This window comes from Kitasatospora sp. Xyl93, from assembly GCF_055383135.1.
This window is the reverse complement of record NZ_AP029185.1, coordinates 6,443,489-6,466,608: the sequence shown is the minus strand read 5'-3', so window position 1 is coordinate 6,466,608 and position 23,120 is coordinate 6,443,489. Positions and strand designations below refer to the sequence as shown.

Here is a 23,120-nt window from a genome sequence, read left to right as displayed (position 1 = left end):
GGACCTGTCGGCCGTCGACCCCACCCGGCACAATCACCGGTATGACGACGACCACCGGCGCGCCGCCTGGACGCAACACCCCGGTCGCCCTCGCCCGCGGCTTCCTGACCGGGGGCGTGATCGGCGGCTCGCTCGCCGCGATGGTCGTCGGCGTCGTGGTCGAGAAGGTGCCGCTGCTCGTCGGGGGCCTGGGCGTTCCGATCGCCTACGGCCTGCTACTGCTCCTCGCCGACCGGCCGCGGCAGGCCCGGGAAGCCGCTGTCGTCCCGCGTACCGCGCTCGCGACGGTCGAGAGCCTGACCGCCGCCGAGACGAAGCTGACCGACGTGCCGGTGCGCTTCGACCTCACCGTCGTGCCCGACGAAGGGCCCGCGTTCCGGGTGGAGTTCACCCAGGACGTCAACGTCGTCGACCTCCCCGACCACCGGCCGGGCGACGTCCTGGTGGTCCGGTATCCGCCGGACCGGCCGTGGCTGGTGAGGATCGTGAAGCGGCCGACTCCGGAGTGGGAGGAACGGGCGGCCGGCGCGCGGCTCGACGCCGTGCCCGGCGCGGCCAGGGTGAGCGAGCCGCCCGAGGTCCGTGCCGTCGGCTTCCTCGGGCTGCTCGGCCTGTTGCTCGGCGCGGCGGCCGTCGTCCTCCTGTTCCGGGCGGACCTGTTCGAGCGGAAGGCCACCGCCCAGCCGCCCCCGTCCGCGACGCCGACGGTCTCCTCGACGTGGTCGTCCACCGTGGTGACGGCGGGCTCCGGCACCGTCGTGCTCGGCGCCGGGCAGTCCTTCCTCGACGGCGGCGAACTGCGCCTCGCCGTCGACTCGCTGACCCGGCAAGGGGACTCGCACCTGGTGACCGGCCTCACCGTCACGGACCGCACGCTGTCGGTGGTGTTCTCCTCGGCCGATACGAATGCCCGGGAGTTCGATCCGCTGGAACTGCCCTACGAGCGGCTCCCCGCCCTGGTGGAGGAGGCGAGGACCACCCTCGGCGCCCAGGCCCCGCGGGACTGGAGCATCGTCGTCCACCGCCTCACCGGCGCCGTCACCATCGTGGTCAGCGCGACCGGGCCCGAGGGAAGCGCCGTACTGGAGGCCGACGGCCAGGGCCGGGTGTGGCGGCGCACCTCATCGCACTGATCACGGACAGGAGCGGGTCACGCATGGACTGGCACGGAGTTCTGGCGCTGTGGTGCGGGGTGTTCGGCCTCGTGGCGCTGGTCGGGTACGGCCGGTCGCTGGCCGGCGTGACCCGGGCGCAGCGGACGGTCCGCGCGACGGGCCGGATCGAACGGGTCCGGGAACCCCGGAACGGGAGCTCCGACAGGGACGGGATAGCGGTCGTCGTCCGCTTCCAGGACCCCTCCACCGGCGAGGAGTTCACCGTCACCAACGACGGCGACTGCGGCGACCCGATCACCACGGCCTGGGTGGGCCGGGAGATCGGAGTCCACTACCCGCCGGGGATGCCGCACGCCTTCCGGTTCGCCAACGACCCCCACGAGCGGAGCCGGGGGCTCGCCTGGCCGAACTCGGCGGTGTTCCTGATCTACGTCGGGCTGGTGGTCGTCGCCTCGATCGACTGGGGCTGGCCGTGGGCCCTGGTCGCGGTCTGCGGGCCCCTCACCGTCCTGACCGCGTTCCACCTGCCCGGGGAGAGGCGGACGACGAGAAGCCGGCTCGACGCACTGGCCGCCATGGTGTCCGTGCCGGGCCGCGTCGTCGCCGTCCTCAGGACCGTCGCGACCGACGCGGACGGTGACGTCCGGACCAGCCGGACACCCGTCATCGCCTTCACCACCCAGGACGGAACGGCCGTCACCGCCTACTACCCGTCGGCCCTCCCCGACCGCGCCGTCGCGCACGGCCAGGACGTCACGGTCCACTACGCGCCGGGGGATCCGGCCGACTTCACACCGGACCTCGCGGCCACCCGCCGATCCGTGGCGGGGAACGTCGGCTTCGCGGTCACGGCGCTCGTCGTCATGGCGGCGGCGACGGTCGCGGGCGTGGTCCTGCTCCGGTGACGCCGCCGGAGCCTGGCAGGGCGCCGGCAGCGGGTCCGGCAGCGGGTCCGGGATCCTCCCGATGCGCCCCGCATCGTGCCGCGGCGGCCACCGGGCCGTCCCCCGGCTTCCCGGCCAGGGCGCCGCCCGGGCCTCAGGGGTTCGTAGCGGCCCGGTCGGACTCGCTGCGCAGCACGCAGAACTCGTTGCCCTCGGGGTCGGCGAGGACGGCCCACCCCGAACCGTCGGGGTTCCGGTGGTCGCCGACGAAGGCGGCACCGAGGCCCAGCAGCCGGTCCACCTCCTGGTCGCGCGAGGTCTCGGGGCGCAGGCACAGGTGGACCCGGTTCTTGACCGTCTTCGCCTCGGGCACCTGGTTGAAGTACAGCACCGGGCCGTCCGCCAGCAGCACCTGGGTCTCGTGGTCCCCCGGCCGGCAGTCGGGATCCAACGGCCGACCGGTCACCCTGCTCCAGAACCGGGCCAGTTCATAGGCGTCCGCACAGTCGATCGCCACGTTCTGCAACACCGAAACCATGCGGGCGAGTCTTCCCGATCTCCGCGCCGCGCGCCACCGAGTCGGCCCGGCTCCCGACGGACCCGGTCCTCACGGGCCTGCTGCCACGCTGATCCGCGACGGTACCGCGTGACCGGCGGCTCGGTCGGCGTGCGGCCGGCGCCGTCCCGGTGACCGACCCCGAGGAGTGGGAAGCCGGCCGAGCCGACTTCCCACTCCTTCGCACTCCGTCCCCACTGCGCGTCCCGGCCAACCGCGCGGTTTCGGCCGGATCCGCCGTCCCAGGAGCGGTGTTCCGGCCTCCGTTCGTGTCCGCCCCGCACGAGTCGCCGCCGTCGCCGATCCTGGGCGCAGCTGACGACACCCGGAGGTGGACGGATGAGGACCAGGTTCAGGACCCGGACCGGAGTGCGCGCGGTGGCCGCCGCCCTGCTGGTCGCCGCGGCGACCGCCCAGGCCGCGACCCCGGCGCAGGCGCAGAGCGCCCGCCCCGGCATGCTCACCGTCGCGGACCTGCCGCCGGACGACCTCACCTGGCAGGGCGGCGCGTCGGACCAGCCCGGCGGGGGCTTCGACACCCGCTGTCTCGCCGACTGGAACCGCCCGAGCGTCCCCGAGGAGAACATCTGGAGCGCGGACTTCCTCACCTCCGAGACCGCCTCCGCCTACGAGCGGGTCTACGTGCTGCCGACCGAGGCCGAGGCGATCGCCCTCGCCGACTCCGCCCGGCAGTACTACGCCGGCTGCGCGGGCCGGCAGCAGGCCCAGTACCCGGGCGACGTGGTGACCGGCCAGGACCACGGCACGGTCGACGTCGAGGAGGGCGCGACCGTCGGCGGCATCCACCTGAAGTACGTCACCACGTGGAGCGGCCACGTCGACGTCCTCTACGGCGTGGGCCGGGACGGCAACACCGTCGCCCTGGTCGAGTGGGAGAGCAACTGGACCCAGCCCGACGTCCCCGCGTTCAAGGAGACCGTCCGGGCCGCCGTGAACAAGCTGTACTGATCCCGAGGGCCCGGTGGGACATGACCTGGCGGTCCGTCATATCCGTCTAGGGTGACGCCATGACCGACCCGCGCCCCACCTCGGCCTTCCACCGCGCCAACGCCGACCCGGCGGTCACCGACCGGCTGATCGCCGCGCTGGACGCCCAGGCCGCCAACCCCGGCGTACGGCGGCTGCGTGCCTGGGCGCACGCCGAACTCGCCGTACGCCCCGGCGAGCGAGCGCTGGACGTCGGCGCGGGCACCGGGTCGGAGACCCAGGTGCTCGCGGCGGCGGTCACCCCGGAGGGCGGCGCGACGGACGGCGGAACGGGCGACGCGACGGGCAGCGGAACGGGCGGCACGACGGGCGGCGCGATCGGTGGTGCGATCGGTAGTGCGATCGGCGTCGAGCCCAACCCCGGGCTGCGGGCCGTCGCCGAGCGGCGTGCCGCCGAGGCCGGCAGCCCGGCCCGGTTCGTGGACGGCGACGCGCTCGCACTGCCGCTGCCGGACGGTGAGTTGGACGCGGTCTGGTGCGAGCACGTCCTCCAGCACCTCACCGATCCGGCGCGGGCCGTCGCCGAAATGGCCCGGGTGCTGCGCCCCGGCGGTCGGGTCGCGCTGCTGGACACCGACTGGTCCACCTTCCTGATCCATCCGGCCGAGCCGGACGTCCAGTCCGCGCTGGCCACCGTCGTCCGGGACGCCGCCGCCCGACCCGACGCCGGGCGCAGCCTCGCGGGCTGGCTGGTCGAGGCGGGGCTGACCGTCGACCGGCTCGGCGCCGACGTCCTGCTGCACGACTCCCACGCCACCGGCGGGCCGCTCGTCCGCGGGCTCGGCGCGGCGGCCGTCGAGCGGGGTCTGATCACCGAGGAGCAGCGCGACCGGCTGTACGCCGATCTCGACGCGGCCGCCGGGGCCGGGGCGTTCCACCTGTCGGTGACGATGTTCGCCGCCGTCGCCCACCGGCCCCGCTGAGCCCTGCCCGGCCGCCCGCCCGCATCCCTGTCTGCCCAGTCTGCCTGTCTGCCTACCCGTCTGCCGGCGCCGCACCACCGGTCGTCACCTCCGGGGCGGCGGCCCGCGCGATCACGGACGGCGACCGCCGGGCGGTACGGACACGGCGGCGGGACCACGGGTCGCCGCGGGGCGTTCAGAGCCGGTGCAGCGCCGCCTCGCAGAGCCGGCAGCGTTGCTGCTCCAGCTCCGGCGGGTACCACGGTTCACCCGGCCGGGCGGGGCGGTAGTGGGCGTGCTCCATCGGAGCGGTGTCCAGCCCGCAGAGGGTGCGCGGCTGCGGGTCCTCCGGGACGTCCGGGTCCTGGCCGGCGGCGTGCACCCCGACCACGCCCGGGCCGACACCCTCGGGGCCGAGGGCCTGGTCCGGGGCCATTTCGAAGAGGACGACGATCGCAGCCACGGTCCCACCGTGGAGGGCCGCGGCCGTCCGCGCATTTCGATCTTCACCCCGCCGAGGGCTCGGCGGGGAAGCCGGGGGTCCGGCCACTACTCCTGGTAGCAGGGGCCGCCCGGCTCGGCGTCCGGCGAGCCCAGGGCGACGCCGAGCAGGAGGAACAGCACCACGGCGGCCACGACCAGCACCACCCACTTGACCTCCGGTTCGATGCCCTCCGGCAGCACCAGCGCCAGCAGGGCCTGCAGCAGCACCAGCAACACGGTGATGCCGACCCAGGCGAACGGCATGCTCATCGCCATCGACGCCCGGGTCGGCGCGTCCATCCCGAACGGGCAGGCGTCCCACCTCCGCGAGGCCAGGGCCGTCGCCAGCGCGGTGCCCGCCGCCGCGAGCACCGGCCCGGCGAGGAACCACGCGCAGCCGCCCGATCTACCGTCCTTCTCCGTTGCCGCCATCCGTGCTCGTCCCCCTCGTCCGACCTGCGATCCGTGATGCGTGATGCGTGATCGCGTTTCCGAGGTGCACACGCCGCGGGATCCCCGCCCGGTTCCTGGGATCGGAGTGCGGCGCTCCGGCTGTCGCCGGGGCGGCGCCCGGCCGTCGTCCGGTCGCCGCCCCGGCCGTCGGCAGGTCGTCGCCGTCCGGCTACAGCCGCTCGGCGAGCGCCTCGTGGACCCGCCGCCAGGCGTCGGCCGTCGCGGCGGCGTCGTGGTCCGCCGGGCGGTCCGCCGCGAAGCCGTGCCGGGCGCCCGGGTAGGTGACCAACTCGTGCTCGACCCCGGCCGCGGTCAGCCGCCGCTCGGCCTCCTGCCACTCCTCCAGCGGGAGGATGTGGTCCAGCCCGCCGCAGAAGCCCAGCAGGTACACGCCGTTCGCCGCGATCCGCTCGGCCGTCTCCAGCGGCGGCACCGGACCGACCAACGGGAAGCCGGAGTTCAGCAGCCAGCCCGGGTAGAACACCGCGGCCAGCTCGAAGCGCAGCTCGGTGGCCGCCCGTACGGCGATGTGCCCGCCCATGCTCGTCCCGACGAACGCCACCCCGCGCCCCTCGGCCAGGCCCCGGGCGGCGGCGAGCGCCTCGGCGGCGTCGGCGACCAGCTCGTCGCGGTCCAGGGCGCGCATCAGCACCAGGCCCGCCTCGCGTTCCTCGGCGGCGTAGCCGAGTTCCGTGCGCCGGGCGCTGCGCCAGTAGAAGTCCGGAGCCACCGCCACGTAGCCGAGGCCCGCCAACTCGGCGCAGACGCCCCGAAGGTAGTCGTTGACCCCGTACAGCTCCGAGCAGACCACCACCGCGCCACGCACCTCGCCCTCCGGCCGGTGCACGTACGCCTCGATCCCGCCCGGCGCGCCGAGTTCCTGCCACTGACCCGTCATCAGATCCCCCGTGAGTCATTCGGAAGGTGCCGCTGCGCATCGTAGTACCGGACACGGGTCGGCTCCGACGTCCGGCCGCCCGGAGCCGTTCCGCATCAGCCCGGGGGTGTAAATCCGTGGGCCAATGCCCGGCGACGGAGGATCAATCGGCGGGCCGATGACGTCCACCCGCCACGCGTGACAGCGTTCCACTCATGGACACCACGCCTGTCGCATCCCTCACCGGACCGACCCGCCGCCGCCTGCTGGGCGCCGCCCTCGCGCTGGGGGCCGTCGCGCCACTGGGCCTCACCCGCACCGCCTCGGCCGCGCCCGTTCCCGCTTCCCCTGCTGTCGATGCCGGGCGCCTCACCCTGCCCGCGCCCACCGGCCCGTACCCGGTGGGCATGGTGCCGCTGCACCTGCGCGACGAGTCCCGCCTGGACCCGAACGCCAGGCCCGGCCGGTTCCGCGAGCTGATGGCCACCGTCTGGTACCCGGCCCGCACCGCCGACGCCGGCGCGTACCCGCTCGCCCCCTGGATGACCGAGGGCGCCCTGAAGGCCTTCCTCGACGACGTCGGCTTCCCGATCCCCCTCGCGCTGGCCCCGCTCACCTCGGGCCACCAGGGCGCCCCCGTCCACCGGACCGGCCGGCCGCTTCCCGTGGTGCTCTACTCCCACGGCGCGGGCAGCCACCGCGCCGACCACACCATCACCGTCCAGGAGTTGGCCAGCCACGGTTTCGCCGTCGTCACCATCGACCACACCCACGACGGGGTCACCGAGTTCCCGGACGGCACCGTCGTCACGCGGGACGGCGTCGACCCCGGGCTGTACCCGCGGGACTACGCCGCCGACCTGCTCTTCCTGCTCGACCGCGTCGTCGACCTCGCCAACGGGCGCAACCCCGACGTCGCCGGCCGCACCCTGCCGACCGGTCTGCTCGGCGGCCTCGACGCGCGGAACATCGGCGCCTTCGGCTGGTCCAAGGGCGGCACCGCCACCGCCCTCGCCATGGTCGCCGACCGCCGCATCCGCGCCGGGCTCTCCCTCGACGGCCCGATGGCCGCCAACCCCGCGATCAGCACCGACATCGACCGGCCCTTCATGCTGATGACCGCCGACTTCGCCCGGGCCACCAACCCGTACGCCGAGACCTTCTGGACCCACCTGCGCGGCTGGCGCCTCGACGTCCAGGCCACCGGCGCCGTGCACAACTCCTACGGCGACAACATGACGCTGATCCCGCAGTCGGGCCGGCTGCTCGGCCTGACCGAGCAGCAGATCCGGTCCCAGGTCGGCACCCTCGACCCGGCCCGCGGCGTCCTCATCCAACAGGCGTACCCACGCGCCTTCTTCGACCTCCACCTGCGCGGCCGGCACTGCGGCGACCTGCTCGACGGGCCGTCGAAGGCCTTCCCCGAGGTGGTGTACCACCCCTGAGCCCCGCCGGCTCGCCGTCGCCCCCGCCCGTCAACCCCCGGTGAGGGTGACCCCCGTCCGGTACAGCTCCACCAGCAGCGGCCGCAGCGCCTCGCCCGCCGGCGTCAGCCGGTACGAGGTCCGCACCGGAAAGCCCGGCAGCCGCTCCCGCACCACCAACGCCCGCTCCCCCAGCGCCTGCAGGCGCTCCGCCAGCACTTTCGAGCTGATCTCCGGCAACCGCGCGCGCAACTCCCCGTTCGAGGCGGGGCCGTGCATCAACTCCCGCAGCACCAACGTCGTCCACCGCCCGGCCACCGCCGCGAGCGCCACCTCCACCGGGCAGTCCGCCTCCGGTCGCACCGTACGGCCGCGCCCGTCCGGCACCAACTCCTCGTCCCAGAACCGTCCGCCGGTTCCCATTTGGTAACCCACGCCGGGCCGGTCTTCACTGCTCCCATGACTCACCCCGCCACCCTCCCCCTCACCACCGACCCGGCACAACACCCGGCCGTCTTCGCCGCCGCCTTCAACTCCGGCGACCCGGCCCTGCTCGCGCAGGTCTACGAACCCGGCGCCGTCTTCGTGCCCACCCCGGGCACCACCGCCACCGGCCCCGAACTCCACCGCGCCAACGCCGACTTCCTCGCCCTCGGCCTGCCCATCACCGTCCACCCCCGGCACACCTACGTGGCCGGCGACCTCGCCCTCCTCATCGTCGACTGGCAGATCACCGGCACCACGCCCGACGGCACCCCCGTCCACCTCACCGGCACCGCCACCGACGTCGCCCGCCGCGACCCCACCGGCCACTGGCGCTACGTGATCGACAACCCCTTCGGCACAGCGCATCCCTGAGCCGGACCACCGGGGGCGCCCCATCCGACCTTCGGATGGGGCGCCCCCGGAGACGGACTCGACGAGAGCTCACGATCCCCGACTACTTTCGCTCGAAAGGCCCTTGGCGGGTGTCCACACCGGTCAGGATCAGCGCCTCGCCCGTTTTGTTCTTGACGTACTGGAAGTACCGCTCGCAGGCCGGATTCCCGTCTGCAGCGGCCAGCTTGGCAACCGCGCCGGTGCCGGAATCCTGGGGTTGCCGACCCGGTAGACGGGTGAACCATGCCCCCGCCCCGGCCGGGGCGGCGGGAGGGTCAGACGGGTTGGCCTGCCGGGGTGGCGGGGGTGGGGGCGGTGGTGCTGCCGGCGTGGGTGCCGAGGGTGCGTTCGACCTTGGCGACGGCGGTGCGGTACTGCATGGAGGCGGCCTGTTCGGAGGTGCCCTGGCGTTCGAAGTAGCCGAAGGCCATGGCGACCGTGCCGAAGCGCTCGATGCCGACGTAGGCGTTGAGCTGGACGCCGGCCAGGCTGCCGTCGAGGTGGACGGCGGGGGCGTCCTTGCGGTCGCCGAGGGTGACCGGGGTGACGGTGAAGGTCACGCTGTCCTCGGTGCCGGCGTTGAAGGTGATGTCGTGGCAGGTCCGCAGGGCGTCGGCGACGGTGTTGAAGTCGGCGGTGAGCCGGTCGGGTGCCTCGGCCGCGAGGGTCTGGGTGACCATCGGGTTGCCGTCCGGGCCGTCGAGTTCGACGGCGGCGTACGGGAGGTCCTTGCCGGTCTGGGTGGCGCGCATGTTGATCAGTGCGCTCAGCGCGGCGCAGCCGGTCACCGGGGCCGGGCTCTCGCCGGGGCCGGGGCTCTGCGTCACCGGGAGCTCGGTGTAGCCGGGGCCGAGGTCGGCGGCGGTCAGCAGGGCCGACTTCAGCTGGTCGGCGGTGGGCAGTTCCTGGGTGTCCTGGGCGGGTGCGGCCGTCACCGGCAGGGCCGCCGGGCCCAGGGCGACCGCCACGGCGGCGGCCGCGGCGGCGAGGGCGTGGATGGGCCTGGGACGAGACATGCGGGCCCCCGGTCGAGGGTTCGGGCAGGGACAGGCAACCAGTGTCCCACCGGGGTCCGGACGGGGCGCGCGGGCGGGGATATCCGCAGGTCAGGGCCAGGTCAGGCCGGTCGGAACCGGTCAGGACCGGCTCAGGACCGGTCAGGACGGGTTCGCCGGGCCGCTGGGCGGCGGGGCGTCGGGGGACGTCGGGGCGTCGAGGGGCTCCAGGGTGTCGAGGGTCTCGGTGAGCCACTGCACCCAGAAGGTCTCCAGGCCGATGCCGGCCCGCAGCACCGCGTGCTGGAGCCGGTTCCCGGTGTCCGCCCGCTCGGCCGGGAAGTCGCGCCGTTCGATCTGCCGGTAGTCGGCCAACTGCTCCCGGTGCAGGGCGAGATGGCGTTCCAGCTCGACCGCCAGCCCGTCCGTGCCGACCACCGCGGCCGCCCGCAGCCGCAGCAGCAGCGGCTCCCGGACGGCGCGCGGGTCGGCGCCCTCGGCGGTCCAGCGGGCCAGTTCGGCGCGGCCCTCCGGCAGGACCTCGTACTCCTTCTTCTGCCCGCGCACCGGCCCGTCCGGCTGGAGGGCCCGGATCTGTCCGGAGGCCTCCAGCCGGCCGAGTTCGCGGTAGATCTGCTGGTGGGTGGCGGGCCAGAAGAAGCCGATCGACTTGTCGAACCGCCTGGTCAGCTCCAGCCCCGAGGACGGCTTCTCCAGCAGGGCGGTGAGGATGGCGTGCGGCAGCGACATGCCGTCGATCGTACGGGGCCCACGGGCGGGTCGAGGCGAGACGGCCAGGTCAGAGCGAGGCGGCCAGTTCGGTGCCCTGCTTGATGGCGCGCTTGGCGTCCAGTTCGGCGGCCACGTCGGCGCCGCCGATCAGGTGCACGGACAGGCCGCGCCCGCGCAGCGCCTCGTACAGGTCGCGGCGCGGTTCCTGGCCGGTGCAGAGCACGACGGTGTCCACGGGCAGCAGTTGGCGCTCGCCGTCCACGGTGAGGTGCAGGCCGGCGTCGTCGATCAGGTCGTAGGTGACGCCGGGGACCATCACCACGCCGCGGTGCTTGAGCTCGGTGCGGTGGATCCAGCCGGTGGTCTTGCCGAGGCCGGCGCCGACCTTGCCGGTCTTGCGCTGGAGCAGGTGGACGCTGCGCGGGGGCTTCGGCCGCTCCGGGGCGCGCAGGCCGCCGCGCTCGCGGTACTCCGGGTCGATGCCCCACTTGGCCTGGAACACGGGCGGGTTGAGGCTCGCGGCGTCGCCCTGGTCGGTGAGGAACTCGGCCACGTCGAAGCCGATGCCGCCGGCGCCGAGGATGGCGACCCGCTCGCCGACCGGCGCGCCGTCGCGCAGCACGTCGAGGTAGCCGAGCACGCTGGGGTGGTCGATTCCCGGGATGTCAACGGGGGTTCGCGGGGTGACGCCGGTGGCGAGGACGATCTCGTCGTGGCCCTGCTCGGCCAGCTGCTCGGCGGTGACGGTCTCGCCGAGCCGCTGGGTGACGGCCAACTCCGCGAGCCGGGTGCGGAAGTAGCGCAGCGTCTCGTCGAACTCCTCCTTGCCGGGGATGCGCCGGGCGATGTTCAGCTGCCCGCCGATCGTCTCGGCGGCGTCGTAGAGGGTGACGTCGTGGCCGCGTTCGGCGGCGGAGACGGCGAAGGCGAGGCCGGCCGGGCCCGCCCCGACGACGCCGATCCGCTTGCGCGACCGGGTGGGGCCGAGGACGAGTTCGGTCTCGTGGCAGGCGCGCGGGTTGACCAGGCAGGAGGTGATCTGGAGGTTGAAGGTGTGGTCGAGGCAGGCCTGGTTGCAGCCGATGCAGGTGTTGATGGCCTCGGCGCGGCCGTCCCGGGCCTTGGCGACGAAGTCGGCGTCGGCGAGCAGCGGGCGGGCCATCGAGACCAGGTCGGCGCTGCCGTCGGCGAGCAGGCTCTCGGCGATCTCGGGGGTGTTGATGCGGTTGGTGGTGACCAGCGGGATGCCGACCGTGCCCATCACCTTCTTCGTCACCCAGGCGAAGGCTCCGCGCGGCACCGAGGTGGCGATGGTGGGGATGCGGGCCTCGTGCCAGCCGATGCCGCTGTTGATGATGGTCGCCCCGGCGGCCTCGACGGCCTGGGCGAGCTGGACGACCTCGTCCAGGGTGGAGCCGCCGGGCACCAGGTCGAGCATGGAGAGGCGGTAGACGATGATGAAGTCCTCGCCGACCCGCTCGCGGACCCGGCGGACGATCTCCACCGGGAAGCGCATCCGCCGCTCGTACGTGCCGCCCCACTCGTCCTCGCGCCGGTTGGTCGCGGCGACGATGAACTCGTTGACGAGGTAGCCCTCGGAGCCCATGATCTCGACGCCGTCGTACCCGGCGCGGCGGGCGAGTTCGGCGCAGCGGGCGAAGTCCTCGACGGTCTGCTCGACCTGCTCGGCGGTGAGCTCGTTGGGCGTGAAGGGGCTGATCGGGGCCTGGATCGCGCTGGGGGCGACCAGGTCGCGGTGGTAGGCGTAGCGGCCGAAGTGCAGGATCTGCAGGGCGATCCGGCCGCCGGTGGCGTGCACCGCGTCGGTGACCACGCGGTGCTTGTCGGCCTCCTCCTCGGTGGTCAGCATCGCGCCGCCCTCCCAGGGGCGCCCGGCCTCGTTGGGGGCGATACCGCCGGTGACGATCAGGCCGACGCCGCCCCGGGCCCGCTCGGCGTAGAAGGCGGCCATCCGCTCGTAGCCGCCGGGGGCCTCCTCCAGGCCGACGTGCATGGAGCCCATGATCACGCGGTTGGGCAGGGTGGTGAAGCCGAGGTCGAGCGGGCTGAGCAGGTGCGGGTAGCGGCTGCTGCCGGGGTGGGCGCTCATCGACGTCTCCTGGGGCGGGGGCGGGGTGGTTGTTACCGCAGGGTAGGGGACCGGTGGGGCCTTATGCAACTAGTTGCATAAGGCGGGACCAGGCCGCCGGGAGCGCCCGCCGGATGGCTCGAACCCGGCGCCGGGGCGCGGCCGGCGGCGTATCGTCGTGTCCCGGACCGCGCGGGGGGCAACGCGCAGGACGTGGGCTCGGGAGAGGAGCGACCGTGCGGGGTGGCTCGGTGGCCGTGGTCGGGGGCAGCATCGCCGGGAGCGCCTTCGCCGGCGCCGCCGCCCGGCTCGGCGCGGAACGGGTGGTGGTGCTGGAACGCAGCCCCGGCCACCTGGAGGACCGCGGCGTGGGGCTGTGCACCCACAACGACCGCTTCGACGAACTGGTCCGGGCCGGGCACCTGGACGCGGGCACCCGGCGCCACCGCCTCACCGTCCGCCGCTGGGTCACCCGGGGCGCGGCCGGCGAGGGCGACGGGCCGGACGGCTGCGGGCGGCTGCTCTGGGCCCAGCCGTTCCCGTTCCACTCCCACCACTGGGGCGTGCTCTGGCAGGCGCTGCGCGAACGGATGCCCGAGCGGGTCGAGTTCCGGCTGGGCACCACGGTGACGGCCGTCGGCAACGGGCCGGGCATCGGCAACGGGTCCGGTATCGGCAACGGGCCGGGCATCGGCAACGGCCGGGACGGAGGCAACGGGCTCGACGACGGTGGCGGACCGAACGGCGCCGGCCGACCGATCGGCGGCGACGGGTCGCACGGCGCCTGGGTCGACGCGGGGAGCGGCCGCGAGGAGTACGACCTGGTGATCGGCGCCGACGGCTACCGCTCGGTGGTGCGCGCCGCCGTCTGCCCGCAGGCCGAGCCCGAGTACGCCGGGTACGTGTGCTGGCGCGGCAGCTACGACGCCGCCCTGCTGGCCGAACTGCCCGGCGGCGCCGCGCCCTGGCCGGAGGAGCACTGCATCACCGCCTGCTACCCCGGCGGCCAGACGGTGATCTACCGCATCCCCGGGGTCGAGCCCGGCCGCACCCAGGTGAACTGGGTCTTCTACGCCCCCACCCCCGACTGGCTGCGGCTCGACGGCCCGACCAGCATCCCGGCGGGCAGCCTCACCGACGCCCGGCTGGACGAGCTGCGGCAGCTCGCCGAGCGGCACCTGCCGCCGTACTGGGCCGGGCTGGTCACGCTCACCCCGCGCGAACGGACCTTCCTGCAGCCGATCTACGACCTGGCGGCCCCGCGCCGCACGGCCGGCCGGCTGCTGATCGGCGGGGACGCGGCCACCGTGGTGCGCCCGCACAACACCAGCGGCGCGGTGAAGGCGATGCAGGACGCCCACGCCTTCGAGCTGGCGGGACGGGACGCCGGCTCCTGGCCCGACCTGCTGGCCGCCTACGACCGCGAACGCACCGCGACCGGCCGGGAGTTGGTGGAACTGGGCCGCACCCTCGGGCGGGCCCAGGTCACCGCGGCGCCGGACTGGTCCGGAATGGACGAGCCGGCCATGACCGCCTGGTGGCGGCAACAGCTCACCGGCAGCGCCGGTTTCGGCGGCCACGCGCTCGGCCGGACCGGCTGAGCGGACGGCGCGACCGCCGAAATCCCGTCGATTCACCCGGCGGCAGCGGGTGTTGTCCCAACCGGCCGGACGGGGTCAGACGTTGACGCCGTAGTCGGTCGCGATGCCGCGCAGACCCGAGGCGTACCCCTGGCCGATGGCGCGGAACTTCCACTCGTTGCCGTTGCGGTACAGCTCGCCGAAGACCATCGCGGTCTCGGTCGAGGCGTCCTCGGTGAGGTCGTAGCGCGCGATCTCGACGCCGTTGGCCTGGTTGACGATCCGGATGAACGCGTTGCGCACCTGGCCGAAGCTCTGCAGCCGGGCGTCGGCGTCGTAGATCGACACCGGGAAGACCACCTTGGCCACGTCGACCGGGACGCGGTCCAGGTCGACCTTGATCTGCTCGTCGTCCCCGTCCCCGCCGCCGGTCAGGTTGTCGCCGCTGTGCTCGACCGAACCGTCGGGGCTGCGGAGGTTGTTGAAGAAGACGAAGTGCTGGTCCGAGACCACCTTGCCCAGCGCGTTGCACAGCAGCGCACTGGCGTCCAGGTCGTAGTCGGCCCCGGTGGTGGTACGCACGTCCCAGCCGAGACCGACGATCACGGCGCTCAGACCGGGCGCCTCCTTGCTCAGCGAGACGTTGCCGCCCTTGGCCAGCGAAACTCCCACAATGCCCTCCTCGGATCTCTCCCTGTGGACGAATCTACAACACTGTAGAGATCACGAGAATCCGTCTGCGGCCGGCCGCGCACCCCTGCGCCGCGCACGCCGAGCACCGTGAGGACCGGGGACCCTAGACTGGCAGTGGATTTCCCCTCGTCGCAGGCCTGTCGCCGGAGGTCCCGATGCGCCAGCGGTACAGCTTCCACCTCGATCAGGGCGGGCACTCGGTGACCGTCAACGTGCGGTCCGGCTGGATCACCGAGACCGAGCTGCTGGTCGACGGCAAGGAGTGCGCCTTCCACCGGGTCCACGGCCACGGCGTCTACCCGCTGACCCTCGCCGCCCAGGTCGCCGAGGAACCGCCGAAGCCGCTCGCGGTGCGGCTGGACCGCACGGGCCGGGCCGAGCACCCGCTCTCCTGCGTGCTGGAGCTGTCCGGCGCCGAGCACCCGATGCCGGAGCGCACGGCGCGCTGAAACCATCCGTTCGGGTGGGTTTGTTCACGCAGATCGGAAAGCCCCTTCCCGCGGAGCGCTCAGCCCTCCCGACCGCCCCCGAGGCATTCCGCCACGATCTCCTCGACCGCCTTCCGGGCCCGCTCGGCGTCCTCCGCGACCAGCCCGATCCTGGTGCGGCGGTCGAGCACGTCGGCGGCGTCCAGCGCGCCCTCGTGGCGGACGGCGTGGGCGACCTCGGCACGGGTCACGTCCAGGCCCTCCGCGATCGGCGTCAACTCCCCGGCCGCCAGCACCTCGTGGGCCGCACCGCCGTGGCGGGCGAGCAGCGAGGCGGGCACCGGGCCGGCGGGCCCCGTCCCGGTCGGCAGCGGGCGGCTGTCGCGGTGGCCGGGGGCGCCGACCAGCGGCAGCCGGGCGGTCCAGCAGGCGCGGGCGGGCAGGCCGCGCAGCCGGACGGCGGTGTCCACCGCGTCCTGGGCCATCCGGCGGTAGGTCGTGAGCTTGCCGCCGACCACGGTGATCACCCCGTCGGGGTTCTCCAGCACCGCGTGCTCGCGCGAGATGTCGGCGGTGCTGCCGTCCCCGGTGTCGATCAGCGGGCGCAGCCCGGCGTAGGCGCCGCGAACGTCCGCCCTGGTCAGGGCGGTGGCGAGGGCGGCGTTGACGGTGTCGAGGAGGAAGGCGAGCTCGGCCTCGGTGGGCTGCGGCTCGTCCGGGATCGGGCCCGGGGCGTCCTCGTCGGTCAGGCCGATCGCCACCCGGCCGAGCTGCTGCGGCAGGGCGAAGACGAACCGGCTGGTGGAGCCGGGCACCGGCACGGTGAGGGCGGCGGTGGGGTGGCCGAGGGCCGCCGCGTCCACCAGCAGGTGGGTGCCCCGGCTGGGCCGGAGCCTGATCGAGGTGTCCACCTCGCCCGCCCAGACGCCGGTGGCGTTGACCACCGCGCCGGCCCGGAGGGCCAGTTCCCGCCCGGTCAGGGTGTCCACCAGCCGGGCCGAGGTGCCGGTGACCTGCTCGGCGCGCACCCTGGTCAGCACGCTCGCGCCGTACTGCGCGGCGGTCCGGGCCAACGCGACCACCAGCCGCGCGTCGTCCACGAGTTGGCCGTCGTGGGCGACCAGCGCGCCGCGCAGCCCGGCGGTCCGGACGCCCGGCACCAGTCGGCGGGTCCGGTCGGCGTCGATCCGGCGCACCCGGGGCAGCAGGGCGCCCGGGGTGCCGGCCGTCAGGCGCAGCGCGTCGCCGGCGTGGAAGCCGGTGCGGATCAGCGCGGCCTGGCCCGGGCGCAGCAGACCCGGGATCAGCGGCACCAGTTGGGGCAGCGCCCGGATCAGGTGCGGGGCGGTGCGGGTCATCAGCACGTTGCGCTCGACGGCGCTCTCCCGGGCGACCTTGAGCTGCCCGGAGGCGAGGTAGCGCAGCCCGCCGTGCACCAGCTTGGAGCTCCAGCGGCTGGTGCCGAAGGCGAGGTCGCGGGCCTCGACCAGCACCGTGCGCAGGCCGCGCGAGGCCGCGTCCAGGGCCACTCCGGCGCCGGTGACGCCGCCGCCGATGACCAGGAGGTCGATCCGGGCGTCGTCGCCGAGCGCGTGGAGTTCCAGCTCCCGGCGGACGGCGTCGAGCCGGCCGGTTCCTGCGTACGGTCCGGCGTGCGGGCCTGGGGTGGGGGTCACGGCGCGAGGTATCCGTTCAGTGCTCTGGCCAGTTCGCGCCGCCAGGCCGCCTCGGGCAGCAGGGAGGCGACCATGCGGTGCGACTGGACGGTGGACTGGGCGATCAGCAGGACCATGGCGGCCAGTTCGAGCGGCTCGCCGGCCCGGATCGAGCCGTGCGCCTGGCCCTGCTGGATGCCGGTGCGCAGCGCCTCCAGCAGGCCGCGCTGGCTGGCGCCGAGCCGCTCGACGACGTACTCGAGCAGCAGGTCGGAGTCGTCGGAGCGCAGCAGCGCGCCGATCACCGGGTGGTCGCGCAGCCGGACGGCGATGTCCACGGTCCGCTCGACGAAGGCCTCCCGGTCGCGGCCGGCCTGCGCGGTGGCCGCCAGGGTGGCGAGGATCTCCCGGGTGAGCAGCGCGCCGATCACCGCCCGGACGTCGGGCCAGCGGCGGTAGACGGTCGGACGGCTGACCCCGGCGCGGCGGGCGATCTCGGCGAGCTGGGTGCGGCGCACGCCGAGGTGGACGATCAGGTCGGCGGCGGCGTCCAGGATCGTGTCGTCGGTGCTGCGCGGCTCGGTGCCGCTGGGCTGATCGGCCGCACTCGACGGCTCGGCGTTACTACTTGACATGATGTGTGAAACTGTAACGCATGGCACCTGAGACGCAAGCGGAACCGGCGGGCGCCGCACTTCCGCTCCCCCCGATGAAGTGGGACGCCTGGGGCGACCCGGCCCTGGCCAAGGAGCTGTCCGCCGACATCAAGGGACTGCTCGCCGCCGCCCTCGGCGTCACCGGCGACGCCGCCCCCGGGCCGGGCGCCGACGAGGTCGTGCTGCACCCGTCCCGGATCTCCGCCGAGGACCTCAAGGCGCTCGCCGCCGCCGTCGGCGAGGCGCACGTCAGCGCCGCCGACGCCGACCGGCTGCCGCGCGCCGGCGGCAAGTCCACCCCCGACCTGCTGCGCCGCCGCAGCCGCGAACCCCAGGACGCGCCCGACGCCGTCGTGCTGCCCGGCAGCGAGCAGGAGATCGCCGCCCTCCTCGCGGTGTGCGCCGAACGCCGCATCGCCGTCGTCCCGTTCGGCGGCGGCACCAGCGTGGTCGGCGGCCTCGACCCCGAGCGCGGCGCCTTCCACGCCGTCGTCTCCCTCGACCTGCGCCGCTTCGACCGGCTGCTCGACCTGGACGAGACCTCCGGCGAGGCCGTCCTCGGCGCCGGCCTCACCGGCCCCGCCGCCGAACAGCTGCTCGCCGAGCGCGGCTGGGAACTCGGCCACTACCCGCAGAGCTTCCGCTACGCCACCATCGGCGGCTTCGCGGCCACCCGCTCCTCCGGCCAGGACTCCGCCGGGTACGGGCGCTTCGACGAGATGGTGCGCGGGCTGCGCGTCGTCACCCCCAGCGGGGTGCTCGACCTCGGCCGCGCCCCCGCCTCCGCCGCCGGCCCCGACCTGCGCCAGCTCTTCCTCGGCTCCGAGGGCACCCTCGGCGTGATCACCGCCGTCCGGCTGCGGGTCCACCCGCTGCCCGCCGTCAAGGCGTACGAGGCGTGGAGCTTCCCCGACTTCGCCACCGGCACCGCCGCGCTGCGCGCCGTCGAGCAGCAGGGCACCGGCCCGACCGTGATCCGGCTCTCCGACGAGGCCGAGACCATGATCAACCTGGCCCTGACCGAGCAGATCGGCGGCGCTCCGGCGGTCACCGGCTGCCTGGCCGTCACCGTCTTCGAGGGCAGCGCCGCCCAGGTCGCCGCCCGGCAGCAGCTCACCCGCGACGCCCTGCTCGCCGCCGGCGGCACCTCGCTCGGCGAAGCCCCGGCCCGGGCCTGGGAGCACGGCCGGTTCAACGCCCCCTACCTGCGCGACTCGCTGCTCAGCGCGGGCGCCCTGTGCGAGACCCTGGAGACCGCGACCAGCTGGAGCCGGCTGCCCGCCCTGCGGGTCGCCGTCACCGAGGCGCTCACCACGGCCCTGCCCGGCTCCCTCGTGCTCTGCCACGTCTCCCACGTCTACCCGACCGGCGCCTCGCTCTACTTCACCGTCGTCGCCGCCCTCGGCGAGGACCCGCTCACCCGCTGGGGCGCCGCCAAGCGCGCCGCCGGGGACGCCATCCTCGGCGCCGGCGGCACCATCAGCCACCACCACGCCGTCGGCGCCGACCACCGGCCGTGGATGACCGACGAGGTCGGCGAGCTCGGCGTGCGCATCCTGCGCGCCGTCAAGGCCGAACTCGACCCGGCGGGCATCCTCAACCCCGGCAAGCTGATCCCGTGACCGGCGTGAGAACCGTCCGCAGGGTCGCCGTTCTCACCAACCCGGCGGCGGGCATCGGCCACGCCGAGCCCGCCGCCCACCGGGCCACCGCCCGGCTGCGGGCCCTCGGCGTCCAGGTCGAACCGCACGCCGGCCGCTCCCCCGAGGACGCCGTCCGCCTCGCCCGCGAGGCGGCGGCCGACGGCGTGGACGCGGTGGCGGTGGTCGGCGGCGACGGCATGATCAACCTCGCCCTCCAGGCCCTCGCCGGCACTCCCGTCCCGCTCGGCGTGGTCCCGGCCGGCACCGGCAACGACCACGCCCGCGAGTACGGGCTGCCGCTCGGCGCCCCCGAGGACGCCGCCGACGTCATCGCCGCCGGGCGCACCCGGGGCGTCGACCTCGGCCGGATCACCGGCCCCGACGGCGCCGTGCGCTGGTACGGCTCCGTCCTCGCCACCGGCTTCGACTCCCTGGTCAGCGACCGCGCCAACCGGCTGCGCTGGCCGCGCGGCCGGATGCGCTACAACCTCGCCATCCTCGCCGAGTTCGCCAACCTGCGCCCGCTGCCCTTCCGGATCACCCTCGCCGACGGCACCGTCATCGAACGCGACCTCACCCTGGCCGCCGTCGGCAACACCCGCAGCTACGGCGGCGGCATGCTGATGTGCCCCGCCGCCCTCCCCGACGACGGGCTGCTCGACCTCACCCTGGTCGACGCCATGCCCCGGCTGCGCATCGCCCGCTTCTTCCCCACCCTCTTCAAGGGCACCCACGTGGGACACCCGGAGGTCACCACGCTGCGCACCGAGTCCCTGCGGATCGAGTCCCCCGGCATCACCGCCTACGCCGACGGGGAGTTCATCACCTCCCTCCCGGTGGAGGTCGCGGTGGCGAAGGACGCCCTGCGGATACTGGTGCCGTGAGCCGGTGACCGGCGGCGCCCGGGCAAGGCGGACGGCGGACGGCGGACGGCAAACGGCGGAGGTCCGCGCACTCCGGGGAGTGCGCGGACCTCGGGACGTCGGAACCGCCCGGCCTAGTACCCCAGGCCGGCCTGGTACTGACCCTCGGTCAGGTTCCCGGCGAGGTAGAGGTTGCCGGAGGAGTCCAGGATCGCGACGATCTTCTTGGTGCCGCCCCAGTGGGTCGTGAAGTAGAACTTGTTCTTCGCGGGGTCCACCTCCAGGTTGGTGTTGATCGACAGCTCGATGCTGTTCGGGCCGCTGATCAGCACGTCCTTCTTGGGCGCGTTCCCGTACACCTGGTTCTGCCGCAGCTTGACGCGGCCGTGGAAGTCGCCTTCCTCCCAGCCCGACGCCACGCCGAGGTCGATGTCAGCCATGGTGGCCCTCCCCTTCGATCGCGCGGGTCCCGCTCCCGGCCCCGCCCCACGCCGTCGCGCGTGAAGCCGCCCGGGAGCGCCCGCTCTTCAGTGGAAACAACGTCACTGCCAGGTCGGGCACTCGGCCACCTGACGGAGGTCCGCACGCCCCGGTGGGCGCGTGGGCCCCGGTGCCCCGCCGGGCGCTCCGCACCGGCTGTCGCGCCGGGGGAACGACCGGGCTCGCGGCCTAGTAGGTCAGGTTCGTCTGACCCGTCCTCAGCCGCCCGACGAGGGTCAGGTTGCCGTCGGAGTCCAGCACCGCGAGCATCTTGTGCGTCATGCCGTGGTGGGTCGAGAAGTAGAACTTGTCCGCCTCCTGGCTGCTGCTGGTGTTCGTGTTCACCGACAGCTCGATGCTCTCCGGGCTGCTGATGAGCACGTCCTTCTCACCCGAGGCCGGGTGGACCTGGTTCTCCCGCAGCTTGATGCGGCCGTTGTAGTCGCCGTTCTTCACGTCCGACGCTACGCCGAGGTCGATGTCGGGCATGGTGGCCCTCCCCTTCGGTCCCGCGGGCCCGCTCCCGGTCCCGCCGCACGCCGTCGCGCGTGAAGCCGCCCGGGGGCGCCCGCTCTCCAGTGGAAACAACGTCACTGCCAGGTCGGGCACTCGGCCACCTGACGGAGGTCCGCACGCCCCGGTGGGCGCGTGGGCCCCGGTGTGCCGGCAGGTCAGTAGGTCAGGTTCTTCTGGTTCGTGAACACCTGGCCGGCGATGGACAGGACGCCGTCGGAGTCCAGCACGGCGATGATCTTCTTCACGCCGCCGCGGTGCGTCGTGAAGTAGATCTTGTCCGCCTCCTGGCTGGTGCTGAAGTTCGTGTTCACCGACAGTTCGATGCTCAGCGGGCCGCTGACGACCACGTCCTTCTTGGCCGCGGACTGGAGGACCGGGTTCTGACGCAGCTTGACGCGCCCGTTGAAGTCGCCGTCCTGCCAGTCCGACGCCACGCCGAGGTCGATGTCAGGCATGGAAGCCTTCCCTTCGCTTCCGCGGGGATCCACTCCGGACACCCCGCACTCCAGTGGAACAACTTCGGTGCCAGGTAGATCACTTGATCGCCCCGAACTGATCGGAAACCTACACAGCCAGGCCACGGAATCAGCTCCTCCGCTCGAAAAATTTTGATACAGGTCAAAAATGAACAAGCCCTGATCGATTTTGTCCGCACCGAGGCCGGCCATGGGCCCAAGTCCCGCCCACCGCAGGCGATTCGCCGAACGGAGGCGGGCCCCGTACTCGAAAACCCGGTGCTTCGGCGCCGGACGGTCGGGTAGCCTGCGGGCATGTCGAGCCCCGAGGCATCCAGGGTGGGGGCTTTCGGTCACGCGCCGTCAGCCCCCTGAAACCCGGTAACGCCGAACCACCGAGTCCGAGCGAGCGCCACGCCTGCGCCGCCCGGGGGCTGCGCGTGCGGTGACGAGACGTCCCTTCCTCGTTCCCACCGCCTCCTCGGAGCCTCTCGATGCCCCTTCCGCTCTACCTGCTCGCCCTGGCCGTGTTCGCCATGGGCACCTCGGAGTTCATGCTCGCCGGACTGCTGCCCGGCCTCGCCGCCGACCTCGGCGTCACCGTCGGTACGGCCGGCGGGCTGACCTCGGCCTTCGCCGCCGGGATGGTGGTCGGCGCGCCGCTGACGGCCGCCCTCGCCCGCCGCCTGCCGGAGCGCGGCAGCCTGCTCGGGTTCGTCCTGGTCTTCGCGGCGGCGCACGCCGTCGGGGCCGTCACCGGGAGCTTCCCGGTGCTGCTCGCGACCCGGGTGGTGGCCGCGCTCGCCGACGCCGGGTTCCTGGCGGTGGCCCTGACCACCGCCGCCGCCCTCGTCCCGGCGGACCGGAAGGGACGGGCGCTCGCGGTCCTGCTGGCGGGGACGACGGTGGCCACCGTGGCCGGCGTCCCGGGCGGGGCGGTGCTGGGCGCGCTGTTCGGGTGGCGCGCCGCGTTCTGGGCCGTCGCGCTGCTCTGCCTGCCGGCCGCCGTCGGGATCGCCAAGGGCCTGCCGGCCGTCGCCGCTCCGGCCGACCGGCACTGCGCTCCGGCGCTGCGGACGGAGGTCGCGGAGCTGCGCCGCCCCCGGCTGCTCCGCGCGATGCTGCTCGCCGCGCTGGTGAACGCGGCGACCTTCGGCGGCTTCACCTTCCTCGCCCCCGTGGTGACCGGCCCCGCCGGGCTGGGCGAGCCGTGGGTGCCGGTCGCGCTGGTGCTGTTCGGCGCCGGGTCGTTCGCCGGGGTCACCGCCGCCGGACGGCTCGCGGACCGGCACCCGGGCCGGGTGCTCGCCGTCGGCGGCCCGCTGCTGCTGGCGGGCTGGCCCGCGCTGGCCGTCCTGGCGGACGCGCCGGGCGCCCTGCTGCCGCTGGTGTTCCTGCTGGGCGCGCTGTCCTTCGCCGTCGGCGGCACGCTGATCACCCGGGTGCTGTACGAGGCGGCGGGCGCCCCCACCCTGGCGGGCGCCTACGCCACCGCCGCGCTCAACCTCGGTGCCACCGCGGGACCGCTGCTCGCCGCCGCCGCCCTCGGCACGGCGGCCGGCGGCCTCGGGCCGTTCTACGCCGGCGGCCTGCTGGTCGCGGCGGCGCTGCTGGTGGCGACGGTCCGGCCGCGGTTCGCCTGAACCACCCGCGTCGGACCACGGACGTCTGATCGCGGACGCCAGGGCGCGGGCTCAGAGCACGGACGCCAGGGCGCGAGCGTCGGGCCACGGGCGTCGGCCCCCGGCGGCCCC

Annotated in this window: 25 protein-coding genes; 11 read left to right on the top strand and 14 right to left on the bottom strand. The window is 74.3% G+C overall.

Annotated features, from left to right (window positions below; all coding sequences use genetic code 11):
• The first annotated feature begins 41 nt into the window (after nt 1-41).
• Nucleotides 42-1,133 (top strand): hypothetical protein, encoded by a 1,092-nt coding sequence (locus ACZ5GH_RS28145; protein ID WP_464335625.1) that lies wholly within the window; start codon nt 42-44, stop codon nt 1,131-1,133.
• 23 nt (nt 1,134-1,156) lie between these two features.
• The gene (locus tag ACZ5GH_RS28140; RefSeq protein ID WP_464335624.1) at nt 1,157-2,020 is read left to right on the top strand and encodes a DUF3592 domain-containing protein; all 864 of its coding nucleotides are present in this window, start codon (nt 1,157-1,159) and stop codon (nt 2,018-2,020) included.
• Between the two features lie 133 nt (nt 2,021-2,153).
• On the opposite strand, the gene ACZ5GH_RS28135 is transcribed toward ACZ5GH_RS28140, so the two are convergent.
• Complete coding sequence (locus ACZ5GH_RS28135; protein WP_387757472.1) at nt 2,154-2,537, bottom strand: VOC family protein; 384 nt, start codon at nt 2,535-2,537, stop codon at nt 2,154-2,156.
• A 357-nt stretch (nt 2,538-2,894) separates the two neighbouring features.
• Here ACZ5GH_RS28135 and ACZ5GH_RS28130 point away from each other — a divergent pair, with 357 nt between their 5' ends.
• Both ACZ5GH_RS28130 and ACZ5GH_RS28125 read left to right on the top strand, forming a co-directional pair.
• On the top strand, nt 2,895-3,524 hold the full coding sequence (locus ACZ5GH_RS28130; RefSeq protein ID WP_387757471.1) for a hypothetical protein: 630 nt from the start codon (nt 2,895-2,897) through the stop codon (nt 3,522-3,524).
• A 59-nt stretch (nt 3,525-3,583) separates the two neighbouring features.
• The gene (locus ACZ5GH_RS28125; protein ID WP_464335623.1) at nt 3,584-4,486 is read left to right on the top strand and encodes a methyltransferase domain-containing protein; all 903 of its coding nucleotides are present in this window, start codon (nt 3,584-3,586) and stop codon (nt 4,484-4,486) included.
• A gap of 175 nt (nt 4,487-4,661) precedes the next feature.
• Here ACZ5GH_RS28125 and ACZ5GH_RS28120 read toward each other — a convergent pair whose 3' ends face one another.
• The 3 genes from ACZ5GH_RS28120 to ACZ5GH_RS28110 form a co-directional block, all read right to left on the bottom strand.
• Nucleotides 4,662-4,928, bottom strand: a complete 267-nt coding sequence (locus ACZ5GH_RS28120) for a hypothetical protein (RefSeq protein ID WP_464335622.1) — start codon at nt 4,926-4,928, stop codon at nt 4,662-4,664.
• 86 nt (nt 4,929-5,014) lie between these two features.
• Nucleotides 5,015-5,380: a hypothetical protein gene (locus ACZ5GH_RS28115; protein WP_387757465.1), complete on the bottom strand. Its 366-nt coding sequence runs from the start codon at nt 5,378-5,380 to the stop codon at nt 5,015-5,017.
• A gap of 190 nt (nt 5,381-5,570) precedes the next feature.
• Complete coding sequence (locus ACZ5GH_RS28110) at nt 5,571-6,299, bottom strand: dienelactone hydrolase family protein (protein ID WP_387757464.1); 729 nt, start codon at nt 6,297-6,299, stop codon at nt 5,571-5,573.
• A gap of 194 nt (nt 6,300-6,493) precedes the next feature.
• On the opposite strand from ACZ5GH_RS28110, the gene ACZ5GH_RS28105 reads away from it, so the two are divergent.
• Nucleotides 6,494-7,723, top strand: coding sequence for an alpha/beta hydrolase family protein (locus tag ACZ5GH_RS28105; protein ID WP_464335621.1), 1,230 nt, complete (start codon nt 6,494-6,496; stop codon nt 7,721-7,723).
• A gap of 30 nt (nt 7,724-7,753) precedes the next feature.
• Here the strand turns inward: ACZ5GH_RS28105 and ACZ5GH_RS28100 are convergent, their stop codons facing one another.
• Nucleotides 7,754-8,125, bottom strand: a complete 372-nt coding sequence (locus tag ACZ5GH_RS28100) for a winged helix-turn-helix transcriptional regulator (protein ID WP_464335620.1) — start codon at nt 8,123-8,125, stop codon at nt 7,754-7,756.
• A 36-nt stretch (nt 8,126-8,161) separates the two neighbouring features.
• On the opposite strand from ACZ5GH_RS28100, the gene ACZ5GH_RS28095 reads away from it, so the two are divergent.
• A complete protein-coding gene (locus ACZ5GH_RS28095; RefSeq protein ID WP_387757460.1) occupies nt 8,162-8,560 on the top strand; it encodes a YybH family protein in 399 nt (132 codons plus the stop codon).
• Between the two features lie 296 nt (nt 8,561-8,856).
• On the opposite strand, the gene ACZ5GH_RS28090 is transcribed toward ACZ5GH_RS28095, so the two are convergent.
• The 3 genes from ACZ5GH_RS28090 to ACZ5GH_RS28080 form a co-directional block, all read right to left on the bottom strand.
• Nucleotides 8,857-9,597 carry a hypothetical protein gene (locus ACZ5GH_RS28090; protein WP_464335619.1) on the bottom strand — a complete coding sequence of 247 codons (741 nt, stop codon included), beginning with the start codon at nt 9,595-9,597 and terminating at the stop codon, nt 8,857-8,859.
• A 141-nt stretch (nt 9,598-9,738) separates the two neighbouring features.
• Nucleotides 9,739-10,326: a PadR family transcriptional regulator gene (locus tag ACZ5GH_RS28085; RefSeq protein WP_464335618.1), complete on the bottom strand. Its 588-nt coding sequence runs from the start codon at nt 10,324-10,326 to the stop codon at nt 9,739-9,741.
• Between the two features lie 49 nt (nt 10,327-10,375).
• The gene (locus ACZ5GH_RS28080) at nt 10,376-12,418 is read right to left on the bottom strand and encodes an oxidoreductase (RefSeq protein ID WP_464335617.1); all 2,043 of its coding nucleotides are present in this window, start codon (nt 12,416-12,418) and stop codon (nt 10,376-10,378) included.
• A gap of 215 nt (nt 12,419-12,633) precedes the next feature.
• Here ACZ5GH_RS28080 and ACZ5GH_RS28075 point away from each other — a divergent pair, with 215 nt between their 5' ends.
• Nucleotides 12,634-13,998, top strand: a complete 1,365-nt coding sequence (locus ACZ5GH_RS28075) for an FAD binding domain-containing protein (RefSeq protein WP_464335616.1) — start codon at nt 12,634-12,636, stop codon at nt 13,996-13,998.
• 75 nt (nt 13,999-14,073) lie between these two features.
• Here the strand turns inward: ACZ5GH_RS28075 and ACZ5GH_RS28070 are convergent, their stop codons facing one another.
• Nucleotides 14,074-14,649 carry a TerD family protein gene (locus ACZ5GH_RS28070; protein ID WP_387760860.1) on the bottom strand — a complete coding sequence of 192 codons (576 nt, stop codon included), beginning with the start codon at nt 14,647-14,649 and terminating at the stop codon, nt 14,074-14,076.
• A 176-nt stretch (nt 14,650-14,825) separates the two neighbouring features.
• Between ACZ5GH_RS28070 and ACZ5GH_RS28065 the strand changes: the two genes are divergently transcribed.
• Complete coding sequence (locus ACZ5GH_RS28065; RefSeq protein WP_387760859.1) at nt 14,826-15,119, top strand: hypothetical protein; 294 nt, start codon at nt 14,826-14,828, stop codon at nt 15,117-15,119.
• 59 nt (nt 15,120-15,178) lie between these two features.
• On the opposite strand, the gene ACZ5GH_RS28060 is transcribed toward ACZ5GH_RS28065, so the two are convergent.
• A complete protein-coding gene (locus ACZ5GH_RS28060; protein ID WP_387760858.1) occupies nt 15,179-16,774 on the bottom strand; it encodes a glycerol-3-phosphate dehydrogenase/oxidase in 1,596 nt (531 codons plus the stop codon).
• Complete coding sequence (locus ACZ5GH_RS28055; RefSeq protein ID WP_387760857.1) at nt 16,771-17,388, bottom strand: TetR/AcrR family transcriptional regulator; 618 nt, start codon at nt 17,386-17,388, stop codon at nt 16,771-16,773. Before ACZ5GH_RS28055 ends, ACZ5GH_RS28060 begins: the two co-directional genes overlap by 4 nt.
• A 74-nt stretch (nt 17,389-17,462) precedes the next feature.
• Here ACZ5GH_RS28055 and ACZ5GH_RS28050 point away from each other — a divergent pair, with 74 nt between their 5' ends.
• Both ACZ5GH_RS28050 and ACZ5GH_RS28045 read left to right on the top strand, forming a co-directional pair.
• The gene (locus ACZ5GH_RS28050; protein ID WP_464335615.1) at nt 17,463-19,031 is read left to right on the top strand and encodes an FAD-binding oxidoreductase; all 1,569 of its coding nucleotides are present in this window, start codon (nt 17,463-17,465) and stop codon (nt 19,029-19,031) included.
• Nucleotides 19,028-19,936: a diacylglycerol kinase gene (locus tag ACZ5GH_RS28045; protein ID WP_387760855.1), complete on the top strand. Its 909-nt coding sequence runs from the start codon at nt 19,028-19,030 to the stop codon at nt 19,934-19,936. Before ACZ5GH_RS28050 ends, ACZ5GH_RS28045 begins: the two co-directional genes overlap by 4 nt.
• 113 nt (nt 19,937-20,049) lie before the next feature.
• Here the strand turns inward: ACZ5GH_RS28045 and ACZ5GH_RS28040 are convergent, their stop codons facing one another.
• The 3 genes from ACZ5GH_RS28040 to ACZ5GH_RS28030 form a co-directional block, all read right to left on the bottom strand.
• The gene (locus tag ACZ5GH_RS28040) at nt 20,050-20,355 is read right to left on the bottom strand and encodes a DUF6342 family protein (protein WP_464335614.1); all 306 of its coding nucleotides are present in this window, start codon (nt 20,353-20,355) and stop codon (nt 20,050-20,052) included.
• 229 nt (nt 20,356-20,584) lie between these two features.
• The gene (locus ACZ5GH_RS28035) at nt 20,585-20,884 is read right to left on the bottom strand and encodes a DUF6342 family protein (RefSeq protein WP_387758709.1); all 300 of its coding nucleotides are present in this window, start codon (nt 20,882-20,884) and stop codon (nt 20,585-20,587) included.
• Nucleotides 20,885-21,066: 182 nt separating this feature from the next.
• Entirely contained in the window at nt 21,067-21,366 is a 300-nt protein-coding gene (locus ACZ5GH_RS28030; protein WP_387758707.1) for a DUF6342 family protein, read from the bottom strand.
• Between the two features lie 494 nt (nt 21,367-21,860).
• Here ACZ5GH_RS28030 and ACZ5GH_RS28025 point away from each other — a divergent pair, with 494 nt between their 5' ends.
• The gene (locus tag ACZ5GH_RS28025) at nt 21,861-23,009 is read left to right on the top strand and encodes a Cmx/CmrA family chloramphenicol efflux MFS transporter (RefSeq protein WP_464335613.1); all 1,149 of its coding nucleotides are present in this window, start codon (nt 21,861-21,863) and stop codon (nt 23,007-23,009) included.
• Nucleotides 23,010-23,120: the final 111 nt, after the last annotated feature.